Raw genomic sequence first — 18,986 nt, forward strand, 5'->3', positions numbered from 1 at the left:
CATGGCGCCTCTGTCACTTGCGGTATTCGTTCATGGCCTTTCGCCCTCTTCCAGCCAAGGTTCCCGCCGTTCTGCTGCGCGAAGCCAAACCGCTGAAAGCCATCTTCGGCCACGCCAAACGACTGGGTCACTTGCAGCGCCTGCTGGACAGCCAATTACAGCCCGCCGCTCGCGAGCACTGCCACGTGGCCTCCTGGCGCGAAGGCAGTCTGCTGCTGATCGTCACGGACGGGCACTGGGCCACGCGCTTGCGCTATCAGCAAAAGCGCCTGCTGAGGCAATTGCAGGCGTTCGAGGAATTTGCCGGCCTGACGCGGATTCTGTTCAAGGTACAACCGCCCACCGTGCAGGTCGCCGTCAAGGGGCACACGCTGGACTTGTCCACCGACGCAGCCGCCACCATCCAGGCCACTGCGGACGGCATCAGCGACCCCAACCTGCGGGCGGCGCTGGAGCGGTTGGCGGCGCATGCGCGGCCCAAGGATTGATATCTTCAGGGCCTATTGAATAGCTATCGCGAGCAGGCTCGCTCCCACAGGGGATCTTCGGTGAACACAGATTTTGTGCACGAAACAGGACCATTGTGGGAGCGAGCCTGCTCGCGATAGCGGTATATCAGCCACCCCCCCTGTTAAAACTACCGGCGTTTTTTGCTCCCCAGCAACGACCCCATCAACCCACGCACCAACTGCCGGCCCAACTGATTGGCCGCCTGGCGCATCGCCGATTTCAATGCCTGGCCGGCCGCCGTACCGAGAAACTCCCCGGCCTTGTCGGTGAAGCTCGGTTCTTCAGCAGTCGCCTTGCCTTGAACCTCTTCGGCTTGCGGCTCCAAGCCCTTGCGCCCCATCAGCACTTCATAGGCCGACTCGCGATCAATGGGTTTGTCATAACGCCCTTGCAAAGGGGAACCGGCGATCAGCCCTGCGCGCTCAGCTTCGGTCAACGGCCCGATCCGCGACTGGGGCGGCGCCACCAGCACGCGCTGGACCATCTGCGGCGTGCCCTTTTCCTGCAGGGTGCCGACCAGGGCTTCGCCAATACCCAGCTCGGTCAGCACCGTCAGGGCATCGAATTGCGGATTGGGCCGGAAACCGTCCGCCACTGCCCGCAGGGATTTCTGCTCCTTGGTGGTAAAGGCCCGCAGGCCGTGCTGGATGCGCAGGCCCAACTGCGCCAGCACGTCGTCCGGCAAGTCTCCTGGCGACTGGGTCACGAAATACACACCCACGCCTTTGGAGCGAATCAGCCGCACGACCTGTTCCAATCGCTCTTGCAACGCCTTGGGGGTATCGGCAAAGAGCAGATGGGCCTCATCGAAGAACAGCGCCAGCAGCGGTTTGTCCGCGTCGCCGCGCTCGGGCAATTGCTCGAACAACTCGGCCAGCAGCCAAAGCAGGAACGTGGCATAGACTTTCGGCGCTTCATGCACCAGACGGCTGGCGTCCAGCAAATGGATGCGGCCGCGGCCGTTGCTGGCCGGTTGCAGAATATCTTCCAACTGCAAGGCCGGCTCACCGAACAACGCATCCGCGCCTTGTTGCTCCAATGTGGCCAAGCGCCGCAGCAAAGCCTGGCTGGAACCGGTGGTCATCAAAGCGGCGTCGTCCCCCAGCAGCTCGGGGTTGTCCCTGAGGTGGTTGAGCAGCGCCTTCAAGTCCTTGAGATCCAGCAGCAACAGGCCTTCGCGGTCGGCAACCTTGAAGGCCGCGTACAGCGCCGATTGCTGACTGTCGGTGAGTTCCAACAGGCTGCCGAGCAACAGCGGGCCCATTTCACTCAGGGTGGTGCGCAGCGGATGACCGGATTTGCCGTGAATGTCCCACAGGGTCACCGGATACGCCTGGGGGGTGTGGCCGAGCCAGGACATGCCGGCGATACGCTCGGCGACTTTGCCTTGGGGGTTGCCGGCGGCGCCGAGGCCGCAAAGGTCGCCTTTGATGTCTGCAGCGAATACCGCAACGCCCGCGTCGCTGAACGTTTCGGCCAGGCGCTGCAAGGTGACGGTCTTGCCGGTGCCGGTGGCACCCGCCACCAGACCATGACGGTTGGCCAGGCGCATGGCCTGGGCGATGGGTTGGCCGGCAAGGTCGGCGCCAATAACAAGTTGCGATGAGTCAGGCATTTCGTCACCTGTGATTAATCTATGGCCTTGCATGGCCGATATCTAAAGCGACAGACCCTACTGAAAACAAGGTCGGATAATTCCCTAAGGAGAGAAGGAAATATCAGCTTTTTTTCACTATGAAGCCATTTTTGCGCGCTTATATATAAGCACGCTTAGCGTATCAAGACCTTAGCGGACCCCCGAGCCATGAATAAAAACCTGCGCTTTAGCCATAAAATTCTAATAGCCGCCGCGCTCATCGTGATTGCAGCCTTCGCTTCCTTCACGGCCTACAACGATTACCTGCAACGCAACGCCATCCGTGACGACCTGGACAGCTACCTGCATGAAATGGGTGCTGTCACGGCAAACAACATTCAGACCTGGCTGACCGGCCGCATCCTGCTTATCGAGAACCTGGCCCAGAACATCGCCGTCACACCGGACCCGAGCAGCGTCACCCACCTGCTGGAACAGAAAGCGCTGACCTCGACCTTCATGGCGTCCTACCTTGGCGATGCCCAGGGCAGTTTTATCATTCGTCCCGATGCGAAGATGCCTGACGGTTTCGATCCGCGCGTACGTCCTTGGTACAAAGGCGCACAAAGCAGCAGCACCTCGACCCTGACCGAGCCCTACATCGACGCTGCCAGTGGCGGGCTGATCATTTCCATCGCCAGCGCCTCGAAAAACGCCACGCAAAATGTCGGTGTCGTGGGCGGCGACCTGAGCCTGCAGACCATTGTGGACAACCTCAAGACCGTGAATTTCGACGGCATGGGGTATGCCTACCTGATCAGCGCCGACGGCAAGATCCTGGTCCACCCGGATAAAGCCCTGGTCATGAAAACCCTGGCCGAAGCCTACCCGACGAACACCCCGAAGATCAGCGACCAAGTCAGCGAAGTCGAGGTCGATGGCCATACGCGCATCGTGACCTTCACGCCGATCAAGGGCCTGCCCTCGGTGAACTGGTACGTCGGCGTGTCGGTGGATAAAGACAAGGCCTACTCGATGCTCAGCGATTTCCGCACCTCGGCCGTCGTGGCGACGGTCATTGCCGTGGCGTTCATCATTGCGCTGCTGAGCATGTTGATCCGCTTGCTGATCCAGCCGTTGCATGTGATGACCCGGGCGATGGAGGGCATCGCCGATGGCGACGGCGACCTGACCAAACGCCTGACGATCCAGAATCAGGACGAATTCGGCATTCTGGGCACGGCGTTCAACCGCTTCGTGGAACGTATCCATAATTCGATCCGCGAAGTGTCTTCCGCCACCGAACACGTCAACGAAGTTGCCTTGCGGGTGGTGAGCGCGTCGAACTCCTCGATGGTCAATTCCGACGAGCAGGCCAGTCGCACCAACAGCGTTGCCGCGGCCATCAATCAATTAGGCGCCGCTGCTCAGGAAATCGCCCGCAATGCAGCGCAAGCGTCCCATCAGGCCAGCGACGCCCGTGGCCTGGCCGAGGACGGCCAACAAGTGGTGGATCGCAGCATCGCCGCGATGAATCGCTTGTCCGACTTGCTGAGTGCTTCGAGCAGCAACGTTGAATCGCTGAACAGCAAAACCGTGAACATTGGCCAGATCCTGGAAGTGATCACCAGTATTTCCCAGCAAACCAACCTGCTGGCCCTCAATGCCGCGATCGAGGCGGCCCGGGCCGGTGAGGCCGGGCGCGGGTTTGCCGTGGTGGCCGATGAAGTGCGCAACCTGGCCCACCGCACCCAGGAATCGGCGCAACAGGTGCAGACCATGATTGAGGAATTGCAGGTTGGCGCCCGTGATTCGGTCACAACCATGAACGACAGCCAGCGCCACAGCCAGGAAAGCGTGGAAATCGCTAACCTGGCCGGTGAGCGTCTGAACAGCGTGACCCAGCGCATCGGCGAAATCGATGGCATGAACCAATCAGTGGCCACCGCCACCGAGGAGCAGACGGCCGTGGTGGAATCCATCAACGTGGACATCACCGAGATCAACACGCTGAACCAGGAAGGCGTGGAGAACCTGCAATCGACATTGCGTGCCTGCTCAGACCTTGAGCAGCAGGCGGCGCGGTTGAAGCAACTGGTGGGCAGTTTCCGCATCTGAGGCCTGGACTGACGCCATCGCGAGCAGGCTCGCTCCCACATCGGTTTTGTGTACACAGATCCACTGTGGGAGCGAGCCTGCTCGCGATGGGGCTCTCTCAAACAACACACTGCTGACAGACATCCCGCCGCCCACAACCCCAACCGAACATCTATTCTTACTAAAGGTCAACAAAGGAGAATACAGACCGGAGGGATGTTCATCGTGCACATAGCGGACATAACCATGTTCTACGCCCCCGCCAGCGGCGGCGTGCGCACTTATCTGGATGCCAAGCACCGGCGCCTGAGTGATCGGCCCGCCATTCGTCACAGTCTGTTGATCCCCGGCGCGCATTTGAGCGAGCACGACGGGATCTATCAGGTTCCCGCCCCCGCGCTGCCTTTCGGCAAGGGCTATCGCTTCCCGCTTCGCCTGGCACCTTGGCGCAATGTCCTGCGTGATTTACAACCAGACCTGATTGAAGTCGGTGATCCCTACCTGACCGCATGGGCTGCCCTGGACGCCCGGCGCCAGCTCGATGTGCCGGTGATCGGTTTCTATCACTCCGACCTGCCGCTGCTGGTCAGCAACCGCATGGGCAACTGGTTCACGCCCAACATCGAAGCCTATGTCAGCAAGTTGTACGGCAATTTCGACCGGGTCCTGGCGCCGAGCCAGGTCATGGCCGACAAGTTGATCGGGCTGGGGGTCAAGAACGTCTACGTGCAGCCCTTGGGCGTGGATCTGCAAACCTTCAACCCCGCCGCCCGCGACCCGGAACTGCGAGCCGAACTGGGAATCGCCGAAGACACCCGCCTGCTGATTTTCGCCGGTCGCGGTTCCAGGGAAAAAAACCTGCCGGTGCTGCTCAAGTGCATGAAACGCCTGGGTGAGCGTTATCACCTGCTGCTGGTGGGTTCGTCCATGCCCGCCGTGGTGCCGGACAACGTTACGGTGGTCGATGAGTTCTGTCCGGCGCCGCAAGTCGCCCGGCTGATGGCCAGCGCCGATGCCTTGGTGCATGCCGGCGACCAGGAAACCTTCGGCCTGGTAATCCTTGAAGCCATGGCCAGCGGCATCCCCGTGGTGGCGGTGGCGGCCGGGGCCTTCACCGAAATCGTCCACGAAGACTGCGGCCTGCTGTGCACACCCGACAATCCACAGGCCATGGCCAACGCCGTGCGGCAGCTGTTTGCCGAAGGCTGCCAGCGACGCGGTGTGCTGGCGCGCCAGCACGTGGAGCGCCACTACGCCTGGGACTCGGTGGTCAACAGCCTGTTGGGGCACTACTACAGCGTACTGGGTGAACAACTGCCCCTGCTGGCCAATGGTTGAGGTGACGTCCGTGTCGATCAATCACTCGCCCAGCCTGCTGTTGGTGTTGCATGACGTGGCGCCGCAAACCTGGCCTGACTACCAGCCCTTTGTCGAAGCTGTCGACGCCCTTGGCGCCGTGCCAATGACCTGGCTGGTGGTGCCGGACTTTCACCACACCAACGCGCTGGAGCATCACCCAGGCTTTCGACGCCTGCTCGACGAGAGGGTCGAGCGCGGCGACGAATTGGTGCTGCACGGCTACTACCATTGCGACGACGGTCCACCGGCGACTCATCCCAAGGACTGGTTCATGCGCCGGGTGTATACCCACGAAGGCGAGTTCTACAGCCTCGGCGAGGAGGCGGCCCTCGCCCGCCTGCGCGCGGGTGTCGAAACCTTCCAGCGCTACCAGTGGCCGCTGGAAGGTTTCGTCGCGCCGGCCTGGCTCATGAGCGAAGGCACGCGCCAGGCACTGCGCCAGTTGCCACTGAGTTACACCAGCGATCCCCAGCATCTCTATCGCTTGCCGGACTTCACCCCGCTCGACGCCCCGGGGTTGGTCTGGAGCGCCCGCAGCGCCTGGCGCCGAGGCCTTTCCAAAGTCATCAATGATCAACGTGAACAGCGCTGGCGCCAGGCGCCAGTCATTCGCCTAGGCCTGCATCCCGTCGACATGCGTCACGACTTTTCCCGGGATTATTGGTTGCGCACCCTCGAGCGCCTGCTCAACGACGGCCGCGAGCCGTTAACCAAGGTCCAATGGCTGATGACCCAGGGCCTGCGGGCCTGCGACGCCGCATGAAACGGCTGATCTGGCTGAGCGCCGCCTTGCTCATGGCGCTGCTGGTGCCGTGGCTGATGGGTGGCGGGGAGATGTGGTCGCGGGTGCAGCGTTTTCCCTTGTCATTGCTGCTGACCATGCTCGGCATGATTGTCCTCTGCTGGGGCTTGAACTCTGTGCGGCTGCGTTTGCTGCTGGGTGAACACCGCGGGCGCGTCGGCCGGCTGAAAAGCATTGGCGTCGTCATGTCCACCGAGTTCGCCATGTGCGCCACGCCCGGCGGCAGTGGCGGGCCGCTGACGCTGATGGCATTGCTGGCGCGTAATGGCGTGCGTCCGGCCCATGGCAGCGCGGTGTTTGCCATGGATCAGTTGAGCGATCTGCTGTTTTTCCTCTGTGCCTTGGTCGGCATCCTGTTTTATGCACTGTTCCAGAACCTCAGCCAGCGCATCGAATGGATGCTGGCATTGAGTGCCTTCTCGTTGTTTGGCGGACTGTTCGGCTGCGTGCTGGTGGCCCGCTACCACCGCAAACTGATTCTGCTGGGCGCGCGGTTATTGCGACATTTGCGGGTAAAGACCGCCACTCGCCAACGCTGGGGACGCAAGATCCTGCACTTTCTGGCGGCATTTACCGACACCCTGAAATTGCCCCGTCAGACCCTGTTTCAAGTCTTCGGCCTGACGTGCCTTCACTGGGCGCTGCGCTACAGCGTGTTGTATCTGGCGTTGAGAGGACTGGGGGCGGATTTGCAGTGGGCCTGGAGCTTTCTGATCCAGATGCTCTCCTTGAGCGCGGGGCAGTTCAGCCTGCTGCCCGGCGGCGCCGGGGCGGCGGAGTTGACCTCGGCGGCACTGCTGGCGCCGATGGTGGGCAAATCCACAGCGGCAGCGGCGATTCTGATCTGGCGGGCGGTGACCTATTACTTTTATCTGGTCGCCGGTGGACCGGTGTTCTTTTTGATGGTCGGGCGACCATTGATCAAGAAACTGATCAAGCTCAAGCAAGCCTGACGCCCATCCACACATCACCGCTTCGCGCTTTTGCAGGAGCTGGCGAAGCCTGCGATCTCTTGGCGTTTTCAGCGAGGCTGAAGATCAAAAGATCGCAGGCTTCGCCAGCTCCTACGAGGGATCGGATTCATCATCGGGGTGCGTTTGTTTCCACAGTTGCGCAGCGTCGGGAAACTCCGTGCCGTCTTCCGGGCCCAACGCTTCTGGATCGTAGCGGCTCAGGCAACCCTCACCCAGGGTTGCCGGGGCTCGGGAGGTGGCTTTGTCCAACGGATCGGTCATGGCGAACCTCATGAAAAAGGGCCTGGTGATCACTCGCCCAGGCCCTTTGCAGTGTAGTCAGAACACCACGGTCTTGTTGCCGTGCACCAGCACCCGGTCTTCCAGGTGATAACGCAAGCCTCGCGCCAGTACCATTTTTTCCACGTCACGGCCGAAACGCACCATGTCTTCGATGCTGTCGCTGTGGCTGACGCGCACAACGTCCTGCTCGATGATCGGCCCCGCGTCCAGCTCTTCGGTCACGTAGTGGCAGGTGGCGCCAATCAGCTTCACGCCCCGCATCGAGGCCTGGTGATACGGCTTGGCACCGACAAACGACGGCAGGAAGCTGTGGTGGATATTGATGACCTTGTGCGCGTATTCGCTGCACAAGGAAGGCGGCAGGATTTGCATGTAGCGGGCCAGCACCACCACCTCGGCGTCGTGCTGTTTGACCAGCCGCGACACTTCGGCAAACGCCGGCTGCTTGTCCTGTGGGTCGACCGGGACGTGGTAATACGGGATACCGTGCCACTCCACCATGCTGCGCAAGGCGTCATGGTTGGAGATGACACAGGCAATGTCGCAATCGAGCTCGTCGCTGTGCCAACGGTGCAGCAGATCCGCCAGGCAGTGAGACTCTTTGCTGGCCATCAACACCACGCGTTTTTTCTGCGCGGTATCGGTGATTCGCCAGTCCATCGAAAACTCTTCGGCAATCGGTGCGAACGCTTCGCGAAAGGCTTCGATGCCGAAGGGAAGCGAGTCGGCACGAATCTCGTGACGCATGAAGAACCAGCCACTGTGAGTGTCCGAGTGATGGCTCGCTTCAGTGATCCAACCATTATGGGACGCCAGAAAATTACTGACTTTAGCAACGATGCCGACGCGGTCCGGGCAAGCGATCACCAGCCGAAAAGTGCGCATTAGGGGAACTCCAGAACTTCACAAAGGCGGCCATTCTAGCCATTGCGCGGCAAAACTGCAGTATCGATGACACGCCGCGCACATTTGTCTGCCCAGGCAGCAATGGGCCGGACCTTTGGCAACACGCTATATTTGTGAGCAGATGTGAAGACTGTGTTTCAGTATTTAACTGCAACGCCGATTTTGCGAGGCTGCACTAATTAATTAAATAAAACATCGGTTAAATGTTTACTTGATGAAACTGTCTGATTACTATTGCCTCACTGTCTCCTTGTCACCCGCGTCCTACATAAGGTAGTCCTCATGTCCTTGATCAATGAATACCGCAGCACCGAAGAAGCAATCAAAGAACTGCAAGAACGCCTGAAAGCCCTGTCCAAAGACGACAAGCTGCAGAAAGAACTGGAATTCGAAGGCAAACTGCGCACGCTGATGGGCGAATACCAGAAATCGCTGCGTGACATCATTGCCATGCTGGATCCAGAAGCCAAATCGAGCAAAGCAACCCGTGGCGCCGTAAAAACTACTGGCACCAAACGCGCTCGCAAAGTTAAGCAATACAAAAACCCGCACAACGGCGAAGTCATCGAAACCAAAGGTGGCAACCACAAGACTCTGAAAGAGTGGAAAGCCAAGTGGGGCGGTGACGTGGTTGAAAGCTGGGCAACCCTGCTGGGCTAAGCCCCAGCGGTTCGCGCCGCTTTATGCGAACAAAATAACGCCAGCGATTGCTGGCGTTTTTTTATGCCTGTGATTTACCCACTTCATCGCCACTCAAAGGCTTAAACGTTTACGCAATTGCTGGCTGTAGCCTTGCCACTCTATGAGTACCTCGCGCTGCAATGGCGTAGAAACGGCCATCCACTCCTCCATCGCCTCATCAAAACTTTGCAAGGTATTAGGCGCCCCCCATTCCGGGGAAGACAAACGCTGCTGACAGAACAGTCTCCAGCGCTCCTGCTCTTCGGCGGTCAAGGTCTCAGGGAAGTTGCGCGCGCGATATCGGAACAATAACTCCGGTAAACGCTCATCATCAAAAGGCCAGTGCGCTGAAGCCAATTGAGCAGGGTCAGCCATGCGGACTTGCTCGCACAATCGACGATCGCGGTCGCCGATGAAGCCTGCGTATAACTGCTGCTCGGGATCCTCACTGGCCGTGAAATCCTCGCGCCCATAAATAGCCTGAAGTTTGTCCTGCCAAACTTGCTGTGCGTCAGTTAGCCGCAGCGCACGCTCGTGGTAAACGTCCATGTCCAGTTGCAGCCGCTGCTGGTCCTCGGCACGCAGCACCGAGAGCGGGGCGACCACCGGACACTTGTTGATGTGAATGAGTTTGAGAGGCACCGGCAACTCGCCTTCGAGCAGTTCTTCACGGCGGGTATACAAACGTTGCCGCAAGGATTCAGCATCGTGGTCCAGCAAACCCAGCGGGTCCAGGTGCAAGTCACAGACAATCAGGGCATTGCGATTTTTCGGGTGCCAGGCCAATGGCAAAACTACTCCGATATAGTTTCGCGCAGCCGAGAAGCGCCCGGAAACATGCACCATAGGCTGCAACAGGCGGACCTGATCCATGACTTTCTGTTTGCTGCGCAACTGGAACAGCCACTCGTAAAGCCGGGGTTGTTTCTGGCGGATCAGACGGGCCAGGGCGATCGTCGCGCGCACGTCCGACAACGCATCGTGGGCCTGGCCGTGGTCAATACCATTGGCGGCGGTCAGGCGCTCCAGCTTGAGGGTCACGCGGCCCTCCTCTTGCGGCCAGACAATGCCTTCGGGGCGCAGCGCATAGGCGGCGCGCACCAGGTCGATCAGATCCCAGCGGCTGTTGCCGCCCTGCCACTCCCGCGCGTACGGGTCGAAAAAATTCCGATAGAGGCTATAGCGGGTCATTTCATCGTCGAAGCGCAGGGTGTTGTAACCGGCGCCACAGGTGCCGGGCGCGGCCAGTTGCCCGTGGATACGGGTCATGAAATCGGCTTCAGTCAAGCCATTGTCGACCAGGCGTTGCGGGGTAATGCCGGTGATCGCACAAGCCGCCGGATGCGGCAGGATGTCCTCGCTGGGCCGACAATACAGATTCACCGGCTCGTCGATTTCATTGAGTTCGAAATCGGTACGGATCCCCGCCACCTGCAAGGGCCGGTCGCAACGTGGGTTGATGCCGGTGGTTTCGTAGTCGTACCAGAAGATGGAAGTCACGGGTTGTTCCTGGGTTGAAGACTGGCGAAGTCTAGGCCTTCGAGCCCATCGGCGGCCAGCGCTGCATAACTTTTGAAACCCAAACGGGCGCTGAGACGAACATGGGTTCTGTAAGCACTGAAAAATCAATGTGGGAGCGAGCCTGCTCGCGATAGCGGTGGATCAGTCGGGATCAATGTTGAATGTGCCATCGCTATCGCGAGCAGGCTCGCTCCCACACGGGTTCTGCTTTGTCTTCGGGCCCTCAATCCTGTTGCAAGCCATGAAATGACATACATAGTTATGTCGTTTGCCCGTGCGAAGGCTGCTAGCATCTGAGCCGACATTCAACGTTCGAACCGGCCCATCACTCAGGTTGCCCATGCTCGAGAGACCAGCACTGCAAAGGAACGCGACGCTGCCCCCGCCACTCGATACGCGGTATCAGGTTGAAACGCCCGAAGGCATCGACCTGCCGCTGCGCCCGGCGGGGTTGATGCCTCGTGCGCTGGCCTTTGCCATCGACCTGGGCATACGCGGGCTGGTCCTGGGGTTGCTGTTCATCATCCTGGCGTTTTTTGGTGAGCTGGGCATTGGTCTGGGCTCCATCCTGCTGTTCGTTGTCAGTTGGTGGTACATGGTGCTGTTCGAGGTGCTGAACCAAGGGCGCTCCCCCGGCAAGCAGATCATGGGGTTGCGAGTGGTGCAGGACGACGGCAGGCCTATCGGCTGGTCCGCTTCACTGATCCGCAACCTGCTGCGTTTTGTCGACATGCTGCCCTTCGGCTACACCTTCGGGGCAATCAGTTGCCTGCAACATCCTGCCTTCAAACGCCTGGGAGACCTGGCCGCCGGCACCCTGGTGGTGTATCGCGAGCAACCGGTCAAACGTCCCGCGCTACCCCTGGCGCAGTCGATACGACCGCCCTTTACCCTGAGCCTGAACGAACAACGCGCCGTGCTGGGTTTCGCTGAACGCCAGGCTGAACTGTCTGAAGCACGGGTCAACGAACTGGCGAGCATCCTGGCCGCGCCACTGAACGTCCAGGCCCCCAAAGCCGTGGCCGAACTCAATGGCATCGCCCGTGGCCTGCTGGGGCCGACATGAAACAAAGCCTGTTCGAAAGCCGCCACCAAGGGGAATGGGACCGCCTGTCCCGACAACTCGATCAACTGGAGCGCAGTCGTAACGTGCCCCAAAGCAGTGACTTTCCTCCTGCCTACCGCAGGCTTTGTCAGCATCTGGCGCTGGCCCAGGCACGGGGTTACAGCAGCCTGCTGGTCGACACACTGCAGCAGTTGGCGCTGCGCGGTCACCAGCAACTCTATCGGGATCGCAGCCGGCCCTCGACCAGCCTTTCGACTTTCATCCTGGCCGGTTTCCCCCGCCTCGTGCGGGAACAATGGCGTTTCGTACTGGCCGCCGGAGCGATGTTCATGGCTAGCCTGATCGGCATCGGGCTGCTGGTCTATCTGTTTCCCGAGCTGGTCTACAGCCTGTTGAGCGTCGAGGAAGTCAGCCAGATACGTGACATGTACGACCCGGCCAGTGGGCACCTGGGGCGCTCGATCGAGCGGGCCGCCAGCGAGGATTGGGTCATGTTCGGCTACTACATCATGCACAACATCGGCATCGCCTTTCAGACGTTTGCCAGTGGTTTGATGTTCGGCCTGGGCAGCGCGTTCTTCCTGTTTTTCAACGGCCTGACCATTGGCGCGGTGGCCGGGCACCTGACCCAGATCGGTTCGGGTGGGACGTTCTGGTCGTTCGTCATCGGCCACGGCGCCTTCGAGCTCACCGCCATCACGTTGGCCGGTGCCGCCGGCCTGCAACTGGGCTGGGCGTTGATCGCGCCGGGGCGTCTCAGCCGAGGCGAGGCCTTGCGCATCGCCGCCGGCAAAAGCGTGCTGATGGTCGGCGGCGTGATGCTGTTGCTGCTGATTGCCGCGTTCATCGAAGCGTACTGGTCCTCCAGCGCCGTGACAGCCGCCACCAAATACACGGTCGGCGCCTTGTTGTGGCTTTTGGTGATCAGTTATCTGGTGTTTGCCGGACGGGCCCGCCATGCGTCTGAGTGATGCCACCGTGGTCATCCGCCCGCGCACCACCTGGGAAGCCATGGACCTGGGCGTGCTGATGAGCCAGCAGCATCGACGTTTGCTGATGACCAGCTGGGCCGTCATCACGCTGCCGGTGTTTGCGCTGTTGTCGCTGCTGCTGTGGGATTCGCCCTCTCTGGCGATGTTCCTGTTCTGGTGGTTGAAACCGGCCTTTGACCGTTTGCCCCTGTACATTGTGTCCAAGGCGCTGTTCGGCGAAACACCGACGCTGAAACAGGCCTTGCGTCAGTGGCCGACGCTGCTCAAACCCCAGTTGCTGGCAAGCCTGACCTGGCGCCGGCTGAGCCTGAGTCGCAGCTTCCTGATGCCCGTGGTGCAACTCGAAGGACTCGACGGCGAGGCGCGTGAACAGCGCTTGCGGGTGCTGCTGCAACGAAACGGTGGCGCGGCGCAGTGGCTGACCGTGATCGGCGTGCATCTGGAAATCGCCTTGTGGTTCGGTCTCATGGCCCTGTTCTACCTGCTCGTGCCGCAACAGGTCGAACTGCAATGGAACTGGCAGACGCTGATCGCCGTCGCCGAGCACGACTGGTTGTGGCTCGAACACCTGATCAACCTGTTGTATCCCCTGCTGCTGATCGTCTGGGAGCCGGTGTATGTCGCCTGCGGTTTCAGCCTCTACCTGAACCGGCGCACGATACTCGAAGCCTGGGACATTGAACTGGTGTTCCGACGCCTGCGCCAACGCCTGAGCAGCACAGCCCCCGCGCTGATGCTGCTGGCACTGCTGCTGGTGCCGCTGGCACCGCCGACCTGGGCCGCCGAAGACAGCACCGCCCCCGACAGCCCGCGGCTGCTCAACCAACCCCTGACCAGCGAAGCCTCCAGGGACAGCATCAAGGCGATCCTCCAGGCTCCGCCGTTCAAGAACCCGGAAACGCTCACCCGCTATCGCCTGGGTGAAGAAACCGCCGAATCGCCCGGGCCCGACGAAGCGCCGGGCTGGCTCAAGGCATGGTTCAAATGGATCAGCGGCCAACGCTTCGACATCGCCGCCGCACTGATCCAGGTCGTACTGTGGGCGTGTCTGGTGGCGGCGATTGCCTGGCTGGCCTGGCGCTACCGGGAAAGGCTCAGGGCCTTGGTGAATCTGCGGCCGCCGAAACGCCCGTCCGCGCAACGAGCGGTGCCGGCGCAAATGTTCGGCCTGGATATTCGCGAAGAGAGCCTGCCCGACGACGTGGCCGCCAGCGTGGAACAGCTATGGGCCGCTGACCCGCGCCAGGCCTTGGGCCTGCTGTATCGGGCTCTGCTCAGCCGGTTGCATCATGACTTTGCGATCCCCTTGAAACCGGCCGACACCGAAGGCCAGGTGCTGCAACGCATCGAACAGCTTCAGCATGAACGCCTGCTGACGTTCAGCCAACACCTGACCCTGCACTGGCAAAACATTGCGTACGGCCATCGCCCGCCGCCGACACACCTGCAACAGCAGCTGTGCGACGACTGGCGCGGGCTGTTCGGGCCGCAGGGGGCTCGATGAATCGCCGCGCAGGGTTGTTGGTCGGCGTCGGGGTGGCCGCGCTGTTGTTCGTCTTGGGCATTTACCTGTTCTTGAAGGCGGTGCCCTATGAGGAAACCATCGATCACGGCCCCTCTCCCGAGGCCCAGGCCAACCCCTACCTGGCCGCCGAACATTTCCTGCGCCAGCAGGGCATAAACGTCGAGCACGCCAATAATCTGGACGTCCTGCCCAACCTTGAGCCTCATCAGCGCAGCCTGCTGTTGCTGGGTGAACGCACCCACATGACCCCACGGGAAGTCGATCAATTGATGAACTGGGCCCAGGCCGGTGGACGCTTGCTGTTTGTCGCCGAAGCCTTGTGGGATAACAGTACCGCCAGCAGCGGCGACTTATTGCTGGACCGTGTGCGCCTGCGTCAATTCCTGAGCAAGGACCTCAAGGCGCCGGAGCCCGAGCTCATCAAGGATCGCTACCCCAAGTTGACCAAGCTGTACCTGGAGGACGAAGAAGCGCCTGCGTATGTCGGCTTCGACACCGACTTCCACCTCGAAGACCCGCAGAACCTCGCCCAGGCGTGGGCCAACAGCGCATTGGCGACCCATATGATGCAGCTCAACCACGGCCTGGGCTCGATCACGGTGCTCACCGACGCCGAGCTGTGGAAGAACGATCATATCGACCAATACGACAACGCCTGGCTGCTCTGGTATTTGAGCGCCGACACGAACGTCACGCTGCTGTACGACATCGACCACGACAACTTGCTGGCCCTGTTGCTGCGTTATTTCCCCCAGGCCTTGGTGGCGCTGCTGGCGTTGATCGCCCTCTGGCTCTGGCGTTCGGCGGTGCGTCAGGGCCCGCTGCAACAACCGGCCTCCAAGGCGCGGCGGCAGTTGGAGGAGCACGTGCAGGCCAGCGCCGGTTTTCATCTGCGGCACAATGGCCGGCAGCATCTGCTGCACAGCTTGCAACAGGACCTGCTGCGCCGGGCACGCCATCTGCATCCCGGTTTCGAACAACTGGCCGTGGCCGAACAATGGCAAGTGCTCGCCCGCCTGACCCGCCAACCTACGCGGGCCATCAGCCAGGCCTTAAGCCCCCGGCCGCAACAGCGCCTGTCCAGCGCTGAGTTCTGCCGCCAGGTCGCCCATCTGCAAACCCTCAGGAATGCCTTATGACTGAAGAGAACGAACCTGCCGGCGGCCAGACCCACGCCGCCCAACAGCGCCAACGCGCCAGTCAACTGGCCCAGGCCATTCGCACCGAGCTGCACAAGGCGGTGGTCGGCCAGGCCGCGGTGATCGACGATGTGCTCACGGCCCTGATCGCCGGCGGCCATGTCTTGCTCGAAGGGGTTCCGGGATTGGGCAAGACGCTGCTGGTGCGCGCCCTGGCCCGCTGTTTCGGCGGCGAGTTCGCGCGCATCCAGTTCACCCCCGACCTGATGCCCAGCGACGTCACCGGGCATGCGGTATATGACTTGCAAACCGAGCAATTCAAGCTGCGCAAGGGACCGGTGTTCACCAACCTGCTGCTGGCCGACGAAATCAACCGCGCCCCGGCCAAGACCCAGGCCGCGCTGCTCGAAGCCATGCAGGAACGCCAGGTCACCCTCGAAGGCCGTGCCCTGCCCATCGCCCAACCGTTCATGGTGCTCGCCACCCAGAACCCGATCGAACAGGAAGGCACCTACCCGCTGCCGGAAGCCGAGCTCGACCGTTTCATGCTCAAGGTGCGCATGGATTACCCCGACGCCGACCAGGAAGTGAACATGGTCCGTCAGGTCAGCCGTTCGACCCGGGCCGACATGCTCGATGTACAGCCGTTGCGCACAGTGTTGCAGGCCAAGGACGTGCAAGCGCTGCAACGCATCGCCAGTGACCTGCCGATGGATGATCAGGTGCTCGACTACGCCGTGCGCCTGGCCCGCACCACCCGCAGCTGGCCGGGCCTGACCCTGGGCGCCGGACCGCGTGCCTCGATTGCCCTGGTACGTTGCGCCCGGGCCCGGGCGTTGTTGCGCGGCGGCGAGTTCGTGGTGCCGGACGACATCAAGGGCTGCGCCCTGGCCGTCCTGCGCCACCGGGTGCGGCTAGCGCCGGAGCTGGACATCGAAGGGTTGTCGGTGGATCAGGTGCTGGGCCAACTGCTCGATCAAGTGCCGGCGCCGCGGTTGTGAATACACATTTCATGATGGAGAAACTCATTGTGGCGAGGGGATTTATCCCCGCTGGGGCGCGCAGCGGCCCCTTGCGGTGTGTCAGACAAAAACAGGGGGCTGCTTCGCAGCCCAGCGGGGATAAATCCCCTCGCCACAAAAGCGCGCTCTGCATTTCTCCAATGGGAACGCCCCCATGAAACCCTCGCGCCTGCTCCTGACCTGGCTCGCCATTCTGCTAGCCCTCGGCATCATCCTGGGCGCATTGCGGGCGCTGGGCGTTGCGGTTCCATCGATGTTGCTGTCAATCCACTGGGGACTGCTGCTGGCCTTGCTCGCCTTGGCGATACTCGACGCCATGCGCCTCAAGCACATGCCCTCGCCCCGGGTGCAAAGGCAGATGCCCGGCAGCCTGGCACTGGGTCGCTGGAGCGAAGTGCGGCTACAGATCAGCCATGACTTTACGCAGCCGCTGAATATTCAAGTCTTCGATCACGTCCCCGCCGGCCTGGACTTCGAAAACCTCCCCTTGTCGGTCGAGCTGCAACCAGATCAACACAGCCAAATTGGCTACCGTCTGCGCACTCTCAAACGAGGTCACTTCCGCTTTGAACACTGCGAAGTCAGCCTGCCCAGCCCATTGGGCCTGTGGGACGGCAAACGCCTGCTGGACGCGCGCGACGACACCCGTGTCTACCCGGATTTCGCCCGGCTTTACGACGGTCAGCTATTGGCGGTGGACAACTGGCTCAGTCATTTGGGTATCCGCCAGCGCCAACGCCGGGGCCAGGGACAGGAGTTTCATCAACTGCGCGAATTTCGCGAAGGCGACAGCCTGCGCCAGATCGATTGGAAGGCCACCGCTCGCCATCGCACTCCGATTGCCCGGGAGTACGAGGACGAGCGCGACCAGCAGATCATCTTCATGCTCGACTGCGGCCGGCGCATGCGCAGCCAGGACGGCGAGCTGGCGCACTTCGATCATGCCCTCAACGCCTGCCTGCTGCTCAGCTACACCGCGCTGCGCCAGGGCGACGCCGTGGGCCTGAGCACCTTCGCCAGCGAACAGCCGCGCTACCTCGCCCCGGTCAAAGGCAGCGGCCAGCTCAACGTGCTGCTCAACACCGTCTACGACCTCGACAGCAGCCAACGCCCCGCCGACTACCAAACCGCCGTCAACCAACTGCTGACCCGGCAAAACCGCCGGGCCCTGGTGGTGCTGGTGACCAACCTTCGCGATGAAGACGATGAAGAGCTGCTGGCCGCCGTCAAACGCCTGGGCCAGCAGCATCGGGTGCTGGTGGCGAGCCTGCGGGAAGAGGCCCTCGACCGCTTACGCCAGACACCGGTACAAACCCTGCCCGAAGCCCTGACCTATTGTGGAACAGTGGATTATTTGAACGCCCGGGCCGAACTGCATGAGCGCTTGAATGCCCATGGTGTGTCGGTGCTGCAAGCCCGGCCCGGGGAGTTGGGGGCCGAGCTGGTGACGTTGTATCTGGGATGGAAGAAGGCGGGGAATCTGTAGGCCGTCAACGCGGATATCAGGCATGACTTGCGTCATACCGATTGACGATCGACAGGGACATGCTCTCACCCTCTAATTGCGTCGCACTGACCTCACCCTGAGCATTGGTGCGATTGTAGGGGGTTCCGTTAAGCAGTGTTCGAACACCCGGTGCGGGCTCATTCAAAAACTTGGAGATGGCACGAATGTGCTTTAGATAATAATCAAGTAACGGATCAAAAGACGGGAATGGTCCCGTCGTCCAACGCTCAGCCCTCACCAGGTTATGCCCCAACGACATGGCGAGTAACCCAGTCGTTACGCCCGACTCCACAACGTCCATGCGCAAGGAAAAATCTCCATCCCGGGTAGTGTCGCGGCAATTCAATTCCCAACGGGCGCCCTCTGGAGTCAATAACTGGGCACTCTCTAATGCAGGGGTGACCACCACACCAAGACTCACCGCTGATTCCCCCTCCCACACCAGCTTTACCTGCTTATTCAGAAGCGGGCTGGAAGGTTCACACCAAACGGTAAACGTGTGGCTTGCACCATGGCAAGGGTACGCGGCCCCCTCTCCAAAAGTGAGCGCAAACTCATCGAATTTAACGTGCAGCGCTTGCGCGACATCCACTACCCTCCCCGGTAGTGGCGGCGACTTTGGCATTTCCTCTATTAATGGCATTCCAAACTGCAATACAAAAGTGCCGCCTTGCCCCTCGCCTGGAGAAATAGACCAGCTCAAGGCGGTACTCCCCGCTTCCATCGCCACCAACTGCCCCAACGGCGGATCGAACACCAAACCCTGCGCCTCTTCGCCCGGTTTGTATTCCAGAAGAATCCGGGCGTCCGGATTACCAATCAACCAGCTGTATTCATAATCGAGCGTCAGCGTGCAAGCCTCTCCGGGTACCAGATTCAGTTCCACGTCTGGCCACCTTACGGGTCGGTCATTCACGTAAGGTCTGAACTCCTGAAACCAGGTCATATCAGTGGGTACGGATGCAACTTTCATAGGGGCCACCTCCCAGCCCGCATCGCCCTGTAAAACAGGGATAACGCAGGAAAG

17 protein-coding genes and 1 pseudogene are annotated in these 18,986 nt (G+C 61.1%); 13 read left to right on the top strand and 5 right to left on the bottom strand.

Features of this window, described 5'->3' with window-relative positions; all coding sequences use genetic code 11:
* Positions 1-32 precede the first annotated feature (32 nt).
* On the top strand, positions 33-488 hold the full coding sequence (locus BMY45_RS01000) for a DUF721 domain-containing protein (RefSeq protein ID WP_092393357.1): 456 nt from the start codon (positions 33-35) through the stop codon (positions 486-488).
* Between the two features lie 149 nt (positions 489-637).
* Here the strand turns inward: BMY45_RS01000 and BMY45_RS01005 are convergent, their stop codons facing one another.
* Positions 638-2,125: a helicase HerA-like domain-containing protein gene (locus tag BMY45_RS01005; RefSeq protein WP_092393359.1), complete on the bottom strand. Its 1,488-nt coding sequence runs from the start codon at positions 2,123-2,125 to the stop codon at positions 638-640.
* A gap of 189 nt (positions 2,126-2,314) precedes the next feature.
* On the opposite strand from BMY45_RS01005, the pseudogene BMY45_RS28550 reads away from it, so the two are divergent.
* The 5 genes and pseudogenes from BMY45_RS28550 to BMY45_RS01030 form a co-directional block, all read left to right on the top strand.
* A pseudogene (locus BMY45_RS28550) lies at positions 2,315-3,346 on the top strand (cache domain-containing protein); the annotation flags it as partial.
* 93 nt (positions 3,347-3,439) lie between these two features.
* Complete coding sequence (locus BMY45_RS28555; protein ID WP_370695207.1) at positions 3,440-4,204, top strand: methyl-accepting chemotaxis protein; 765 nt, start codon at positions 3,440-3,442, stop codon at positions 4,202-4,204.
* 195 nt (positions 4,205-4,399) lie between these two features.
* A complete protein-coding gene (locus BMY45_RS01020) occupies positions 4,400-5,521 on the top strand; it encodes an N-acetylglucosaminyl phosphatidylglycerol synthase (RefSeq protein WP_092393368.1) in 1,122 nt (373 codons plus the stop codon).
* Positions 5,514-6,305: an N-acetylglucosaminyl phosphatidylglycerol deacetylase gene (locus tag BMY45_RS01025; protein WP_092393371.1), complete on the top strand. Its 792-nt coding sequence runs from the start codon at positions 5,514-5,516 to the stop codon at positions 6,303-6,305. The genes BMY45_RS01020 and BMY45_RS01025 overlap by 8 nt, the downstream gene beginning before the upstream one ends.
* Positions 6,302-7,297 (top strand): glucosaminyl phosphatidylglycerol flippase, encoded by a 996-nt coding sequence (locus BMY45_RS01030; RefSeq protein WP_092393375.1) that lies wholly within the window; start codon positions 6,302-6,304, stop codon positions 7,295-7,297. The genes BMY45_RS01025 and BMY45_RS01030 overlap by 4 nt, the downstream gene beginning before the upstream one ends.
* A gap of 111 nt (positions 7,298-7,408) precedes the next feature.
* Here BMY45_RS01030 and BMY45_RS28100 read toward each other — a convergent pair whose 3' ends face one another.
* Entirely contained in the window at positions 7,409-7,579 is a 171-nt protein-coding gene (locus BMY45_RS28100) for a hypothetical protein (RefSeq protein ID WP_177193287.1), read from the bottom strand.
* A gap of 57 nt (positions 7,580-7,636) precedes the next feature.
* Positions 7,637-8,485: a formyltetrahydrofolate deformylase gene (gene purU / locus BMY45_RS01035; protein WP_092393378.1), complete on the bottom strand. Its 849-nt coding sequence runs from the start codon at positions 8,483-8,485 to the stop codon at positions 7,637-7,639.
* Positions 8,486-8,788: 303 nt separating this feature from the next.
* Between purU and mvaT the strand changes: the two genes are divergently transcribed.
* Positions 8,789-9,166, top strand: a complete 378-nt coding sequence (gene mvaT / locus BMY45_RS01040) for a histone-like nucleoid-structuring protein MvaT (protein ID WP_092393380.1) — start codon at positions 8,789-8,791, stop codon at positions 9,164-9,166.
* A 93-nt stretch (positions 9,167-9,259) separates the two neighbouring features.
* Here the strand turns inward: mvaT and sbcB are convergent, their stop codons facing one another.
* A complete protein-coding gene (gene sbcB, locus BMY45_RS01045) occupies positions 9,260-10,687 on the bottom strand; it encodes an exodeoxyribonuclease I (RefSeq protein ID WP_092393383.1) in 1,428 nt (475 codons plus the stop codon).
* Positions 10,688-11,048: 361 nt separating this feature from the next.
* Between sbcB and BMY45_RS01050 the strand changes: the two genes are divergently transcribed.
* The 6 genes from BMY45_RS01050 (at position 11,049) to BMY45_RS01075 (ending at position 17,938) form a co-directional block, all read left to right on the top strand.
* The gene (locus BMY45_RS01050) at positions 11,049-11,774 is read left to right on the top strand and encodes an RDD family protein (protein ID WP_092393386.1); all 726 of its coding nucleotides are present in this window, start codon (positions 11,049-11,051) and stop codon (positions 11,772-11,774) included.
* Positions 11,771-12,745 (top strand): stage II sporulation protein M, encoded by a 975-nt coding sequence (locus tag BMY45_RS01055; RefSeq protein WP_092394873.1) that lies wholly within the window; start codon positions 11,771-11,773, stop codon positions 12,743-12,745. The genes BMY45_RS01050 and BMY45_RS01055 overlap by 4 nt, the downstream gene beginning before the upstream one ends.
* On the top strand, positions 12,732-14,270 hold the full coding sequence (locus tag BMY45_RS01060) for a DUF4129 domain-containing protein (protein ID WP_092393389.1): 1,539 nt from the start codon (positions 12,732-12,734) through the stop codon (positions 14,268-14,270). Before BMY45_RS01055 ends, BMY45_RS01060 begins: the two co-directional genes overlap by 14 nt.
* Positions 14,267-15,430 carry a DUF4350 domain-containing protein gene (locus tag BMY45_RS01065; RefSeq protein ID WP_092393392.1) on the top strand — a complete coding sequence of 388 codons (1,164 nt, stop codon included), beginning with the start codon at positions 14,267-14,269 and terminating at the stop codon, positions 15,428-15,430. Before BMY45_RS01060 ends, BMY45_RS01065 begins: the two co-directional genes overlap by 4 nt.
* Positions 15,427-16,431: an AAA family ATPase gene (locus tag BMY45_RS01070; RefSeq protein ID WP_092393395.1), complete on the top strand. Its 1,005-nt coding sequence runs from the start codon at positions 15,427-15,429 to the stop codon at positions 16,429-16,431. Before BMY45_RS01065 ends, BMY45_RS01070 begins: the two co-directional genes overlap by 4 nt.
* 175 nt (positions 16,432-16,606) lie before the next feature.
* Complete coding sequence (locus BMY45_RS01075; protein ID WP_092393398.1) at positions 16,607-17,938, top strand: DUF58 domain-containing protein; 1,332 nt, start codon at positions 16,607-16,609, stop codon at positions 17,936-17,938.
* Positions 17,939-17,954: 16 nt separating this feature from the next.
* Here BMY45_RS01075 and BMY45_RS01080 read toward each other — a convergent pair whose 3' ends face one another.
* On the bottom strand, positions 17,955-18,845 hold the full coding sequence (locus BMY45_RS01080) for a hypothetical protein (protein WP_143071592.1): 891 nt from the start codon (positions 18,843-18,845) through the stop codon (positions 17,955-17,957).
* Between the last annotated feature and the right edge of the window lie 141 nt (positions 18,846-18,986).

Source organism: Pseudomonas sp. NFACC39-1 (assembly GCF_900110355.1).
GTDB lineage: Bacteria > Pseudomonadota > Gammaproteobacteria > Pseudomonadales > Pseudomonadaceae > Aquipseudomonas > Aquipseudomonas tehranensis.

What these genes read in the sequence shown, in the direction of transcription:
- BMY45_RS01000 (WP_092393357.1), top strand. Translation starts at nt 33, where the DNA reads ATGGCCTTTCGCCCTCTTCCAGCCAAGGTTCCCGCCGTTCTGCTGCGC.
- BMY45_RS01005 (WP_092393359.1), bottom strand. Translation starts at nt 2,125, where the DNA reads ATGCCTGACTCATCGCAACTTGTTATTGGCGCCGACCTTGCCGGCCAA.
- BMY45_RS28555 (WP_370695207.1), top strand. Translation starts at nt 3,440, where the DNA reads ATGGTCAATTCCGACGAGCAGGCCAGTCGCACCAACAGCGTTGCCGCG.
- BMY45_RS01020 (WP_092393368.1), top strand. Translation starts at nt 4,400, where the DNA reads ATGTTCATCGTGCACATAGCGGACATAACCATGTTCTACGCCCCCGCC.
- BMY45_RS01025 (WP_092393371.1), top strand. Translation starts at nt 5,514, where the DNA reads ATGGTTGAGGTGACGTCCGTGTCGATCAATCACTCGCCCAGCCTGCTG.
- BMY45_RS01030 (WP_092393375.1), top strand. Translation starts at nt 6,302, where the DNA reads ATGAAACGGCTGATCTGGCTGAGCGCCGCCTTGCTCATGGCGCTGCTG.
- BMY45_RS28100 (WP_177193287.1), bottom strand. Translation starts at nt 7,579, where the DNA reads ATGACCGATCCGTTGGACAAAGCCACCTCCCGAGCCCCGGCAACCCTG.
- purU (WP_092393378.1), bottom strand. Translation starts at nt 8,485, where the DNA reads ATGCGCACTTTTCGGCTGGTGATCGCTTGCCCGGACCGCGTCGGCATC.
- mvaT (WP_092393380.1), top strand. Translation starts at nt 8,789, where the DNA reads ATGTCCTTGATCAATGAATACCGCAGCACCGAAGAAGCAATCAAAGAA.
- BMY45_RS01050 (WP_092393386.1), top strand. Translation starts at nt 11,049, where the DNA reads ATGCTCGAGAGACCAGCACTGCAAAGGAACGCGACGCTGCCCCCGCCA.
- BMY45_RS01055 (WP_092394873.1), top strand. Translation starts at nt 11,771, where the DNA reads ATGAAACAAAGCCTGTTCGAAAGCCGCCACCAAGGGGAATGGGACCGC.
- BMY45_RS01060 (WP_092393389.1), top strand. Translation starts at nt 12,732, where the DNA reads ATGCGTCTGAGTGATGCCACCGTGGTCATCCGCCCGCGCACCACCTGG.
- BMY45_RS01065 (WP_092393392.1), top strand. Translation starts at nt 14,267, where the DNA reads ATGAATCGCCGCGCAGGGTTGTTGGTCGGCGTCGGGGTGGCCGCGCTG.
- BMY45_RS01070 (WP_092393395.1), top strand. Translation starts at nt 15,427, where the DNA reads ATGACTGAAGAGAACGAACCTGCCGGCGGCCAGACCCACGCCGCCCAA.
- BMY45_RS01075 (WP_092393398.1), top strand. Translation starts at nt 16,607, where the DNA reads ATGAAACCCTCGCGCCTGCTCCTGACCTGGCTCGCCATTCTGCTAGCC.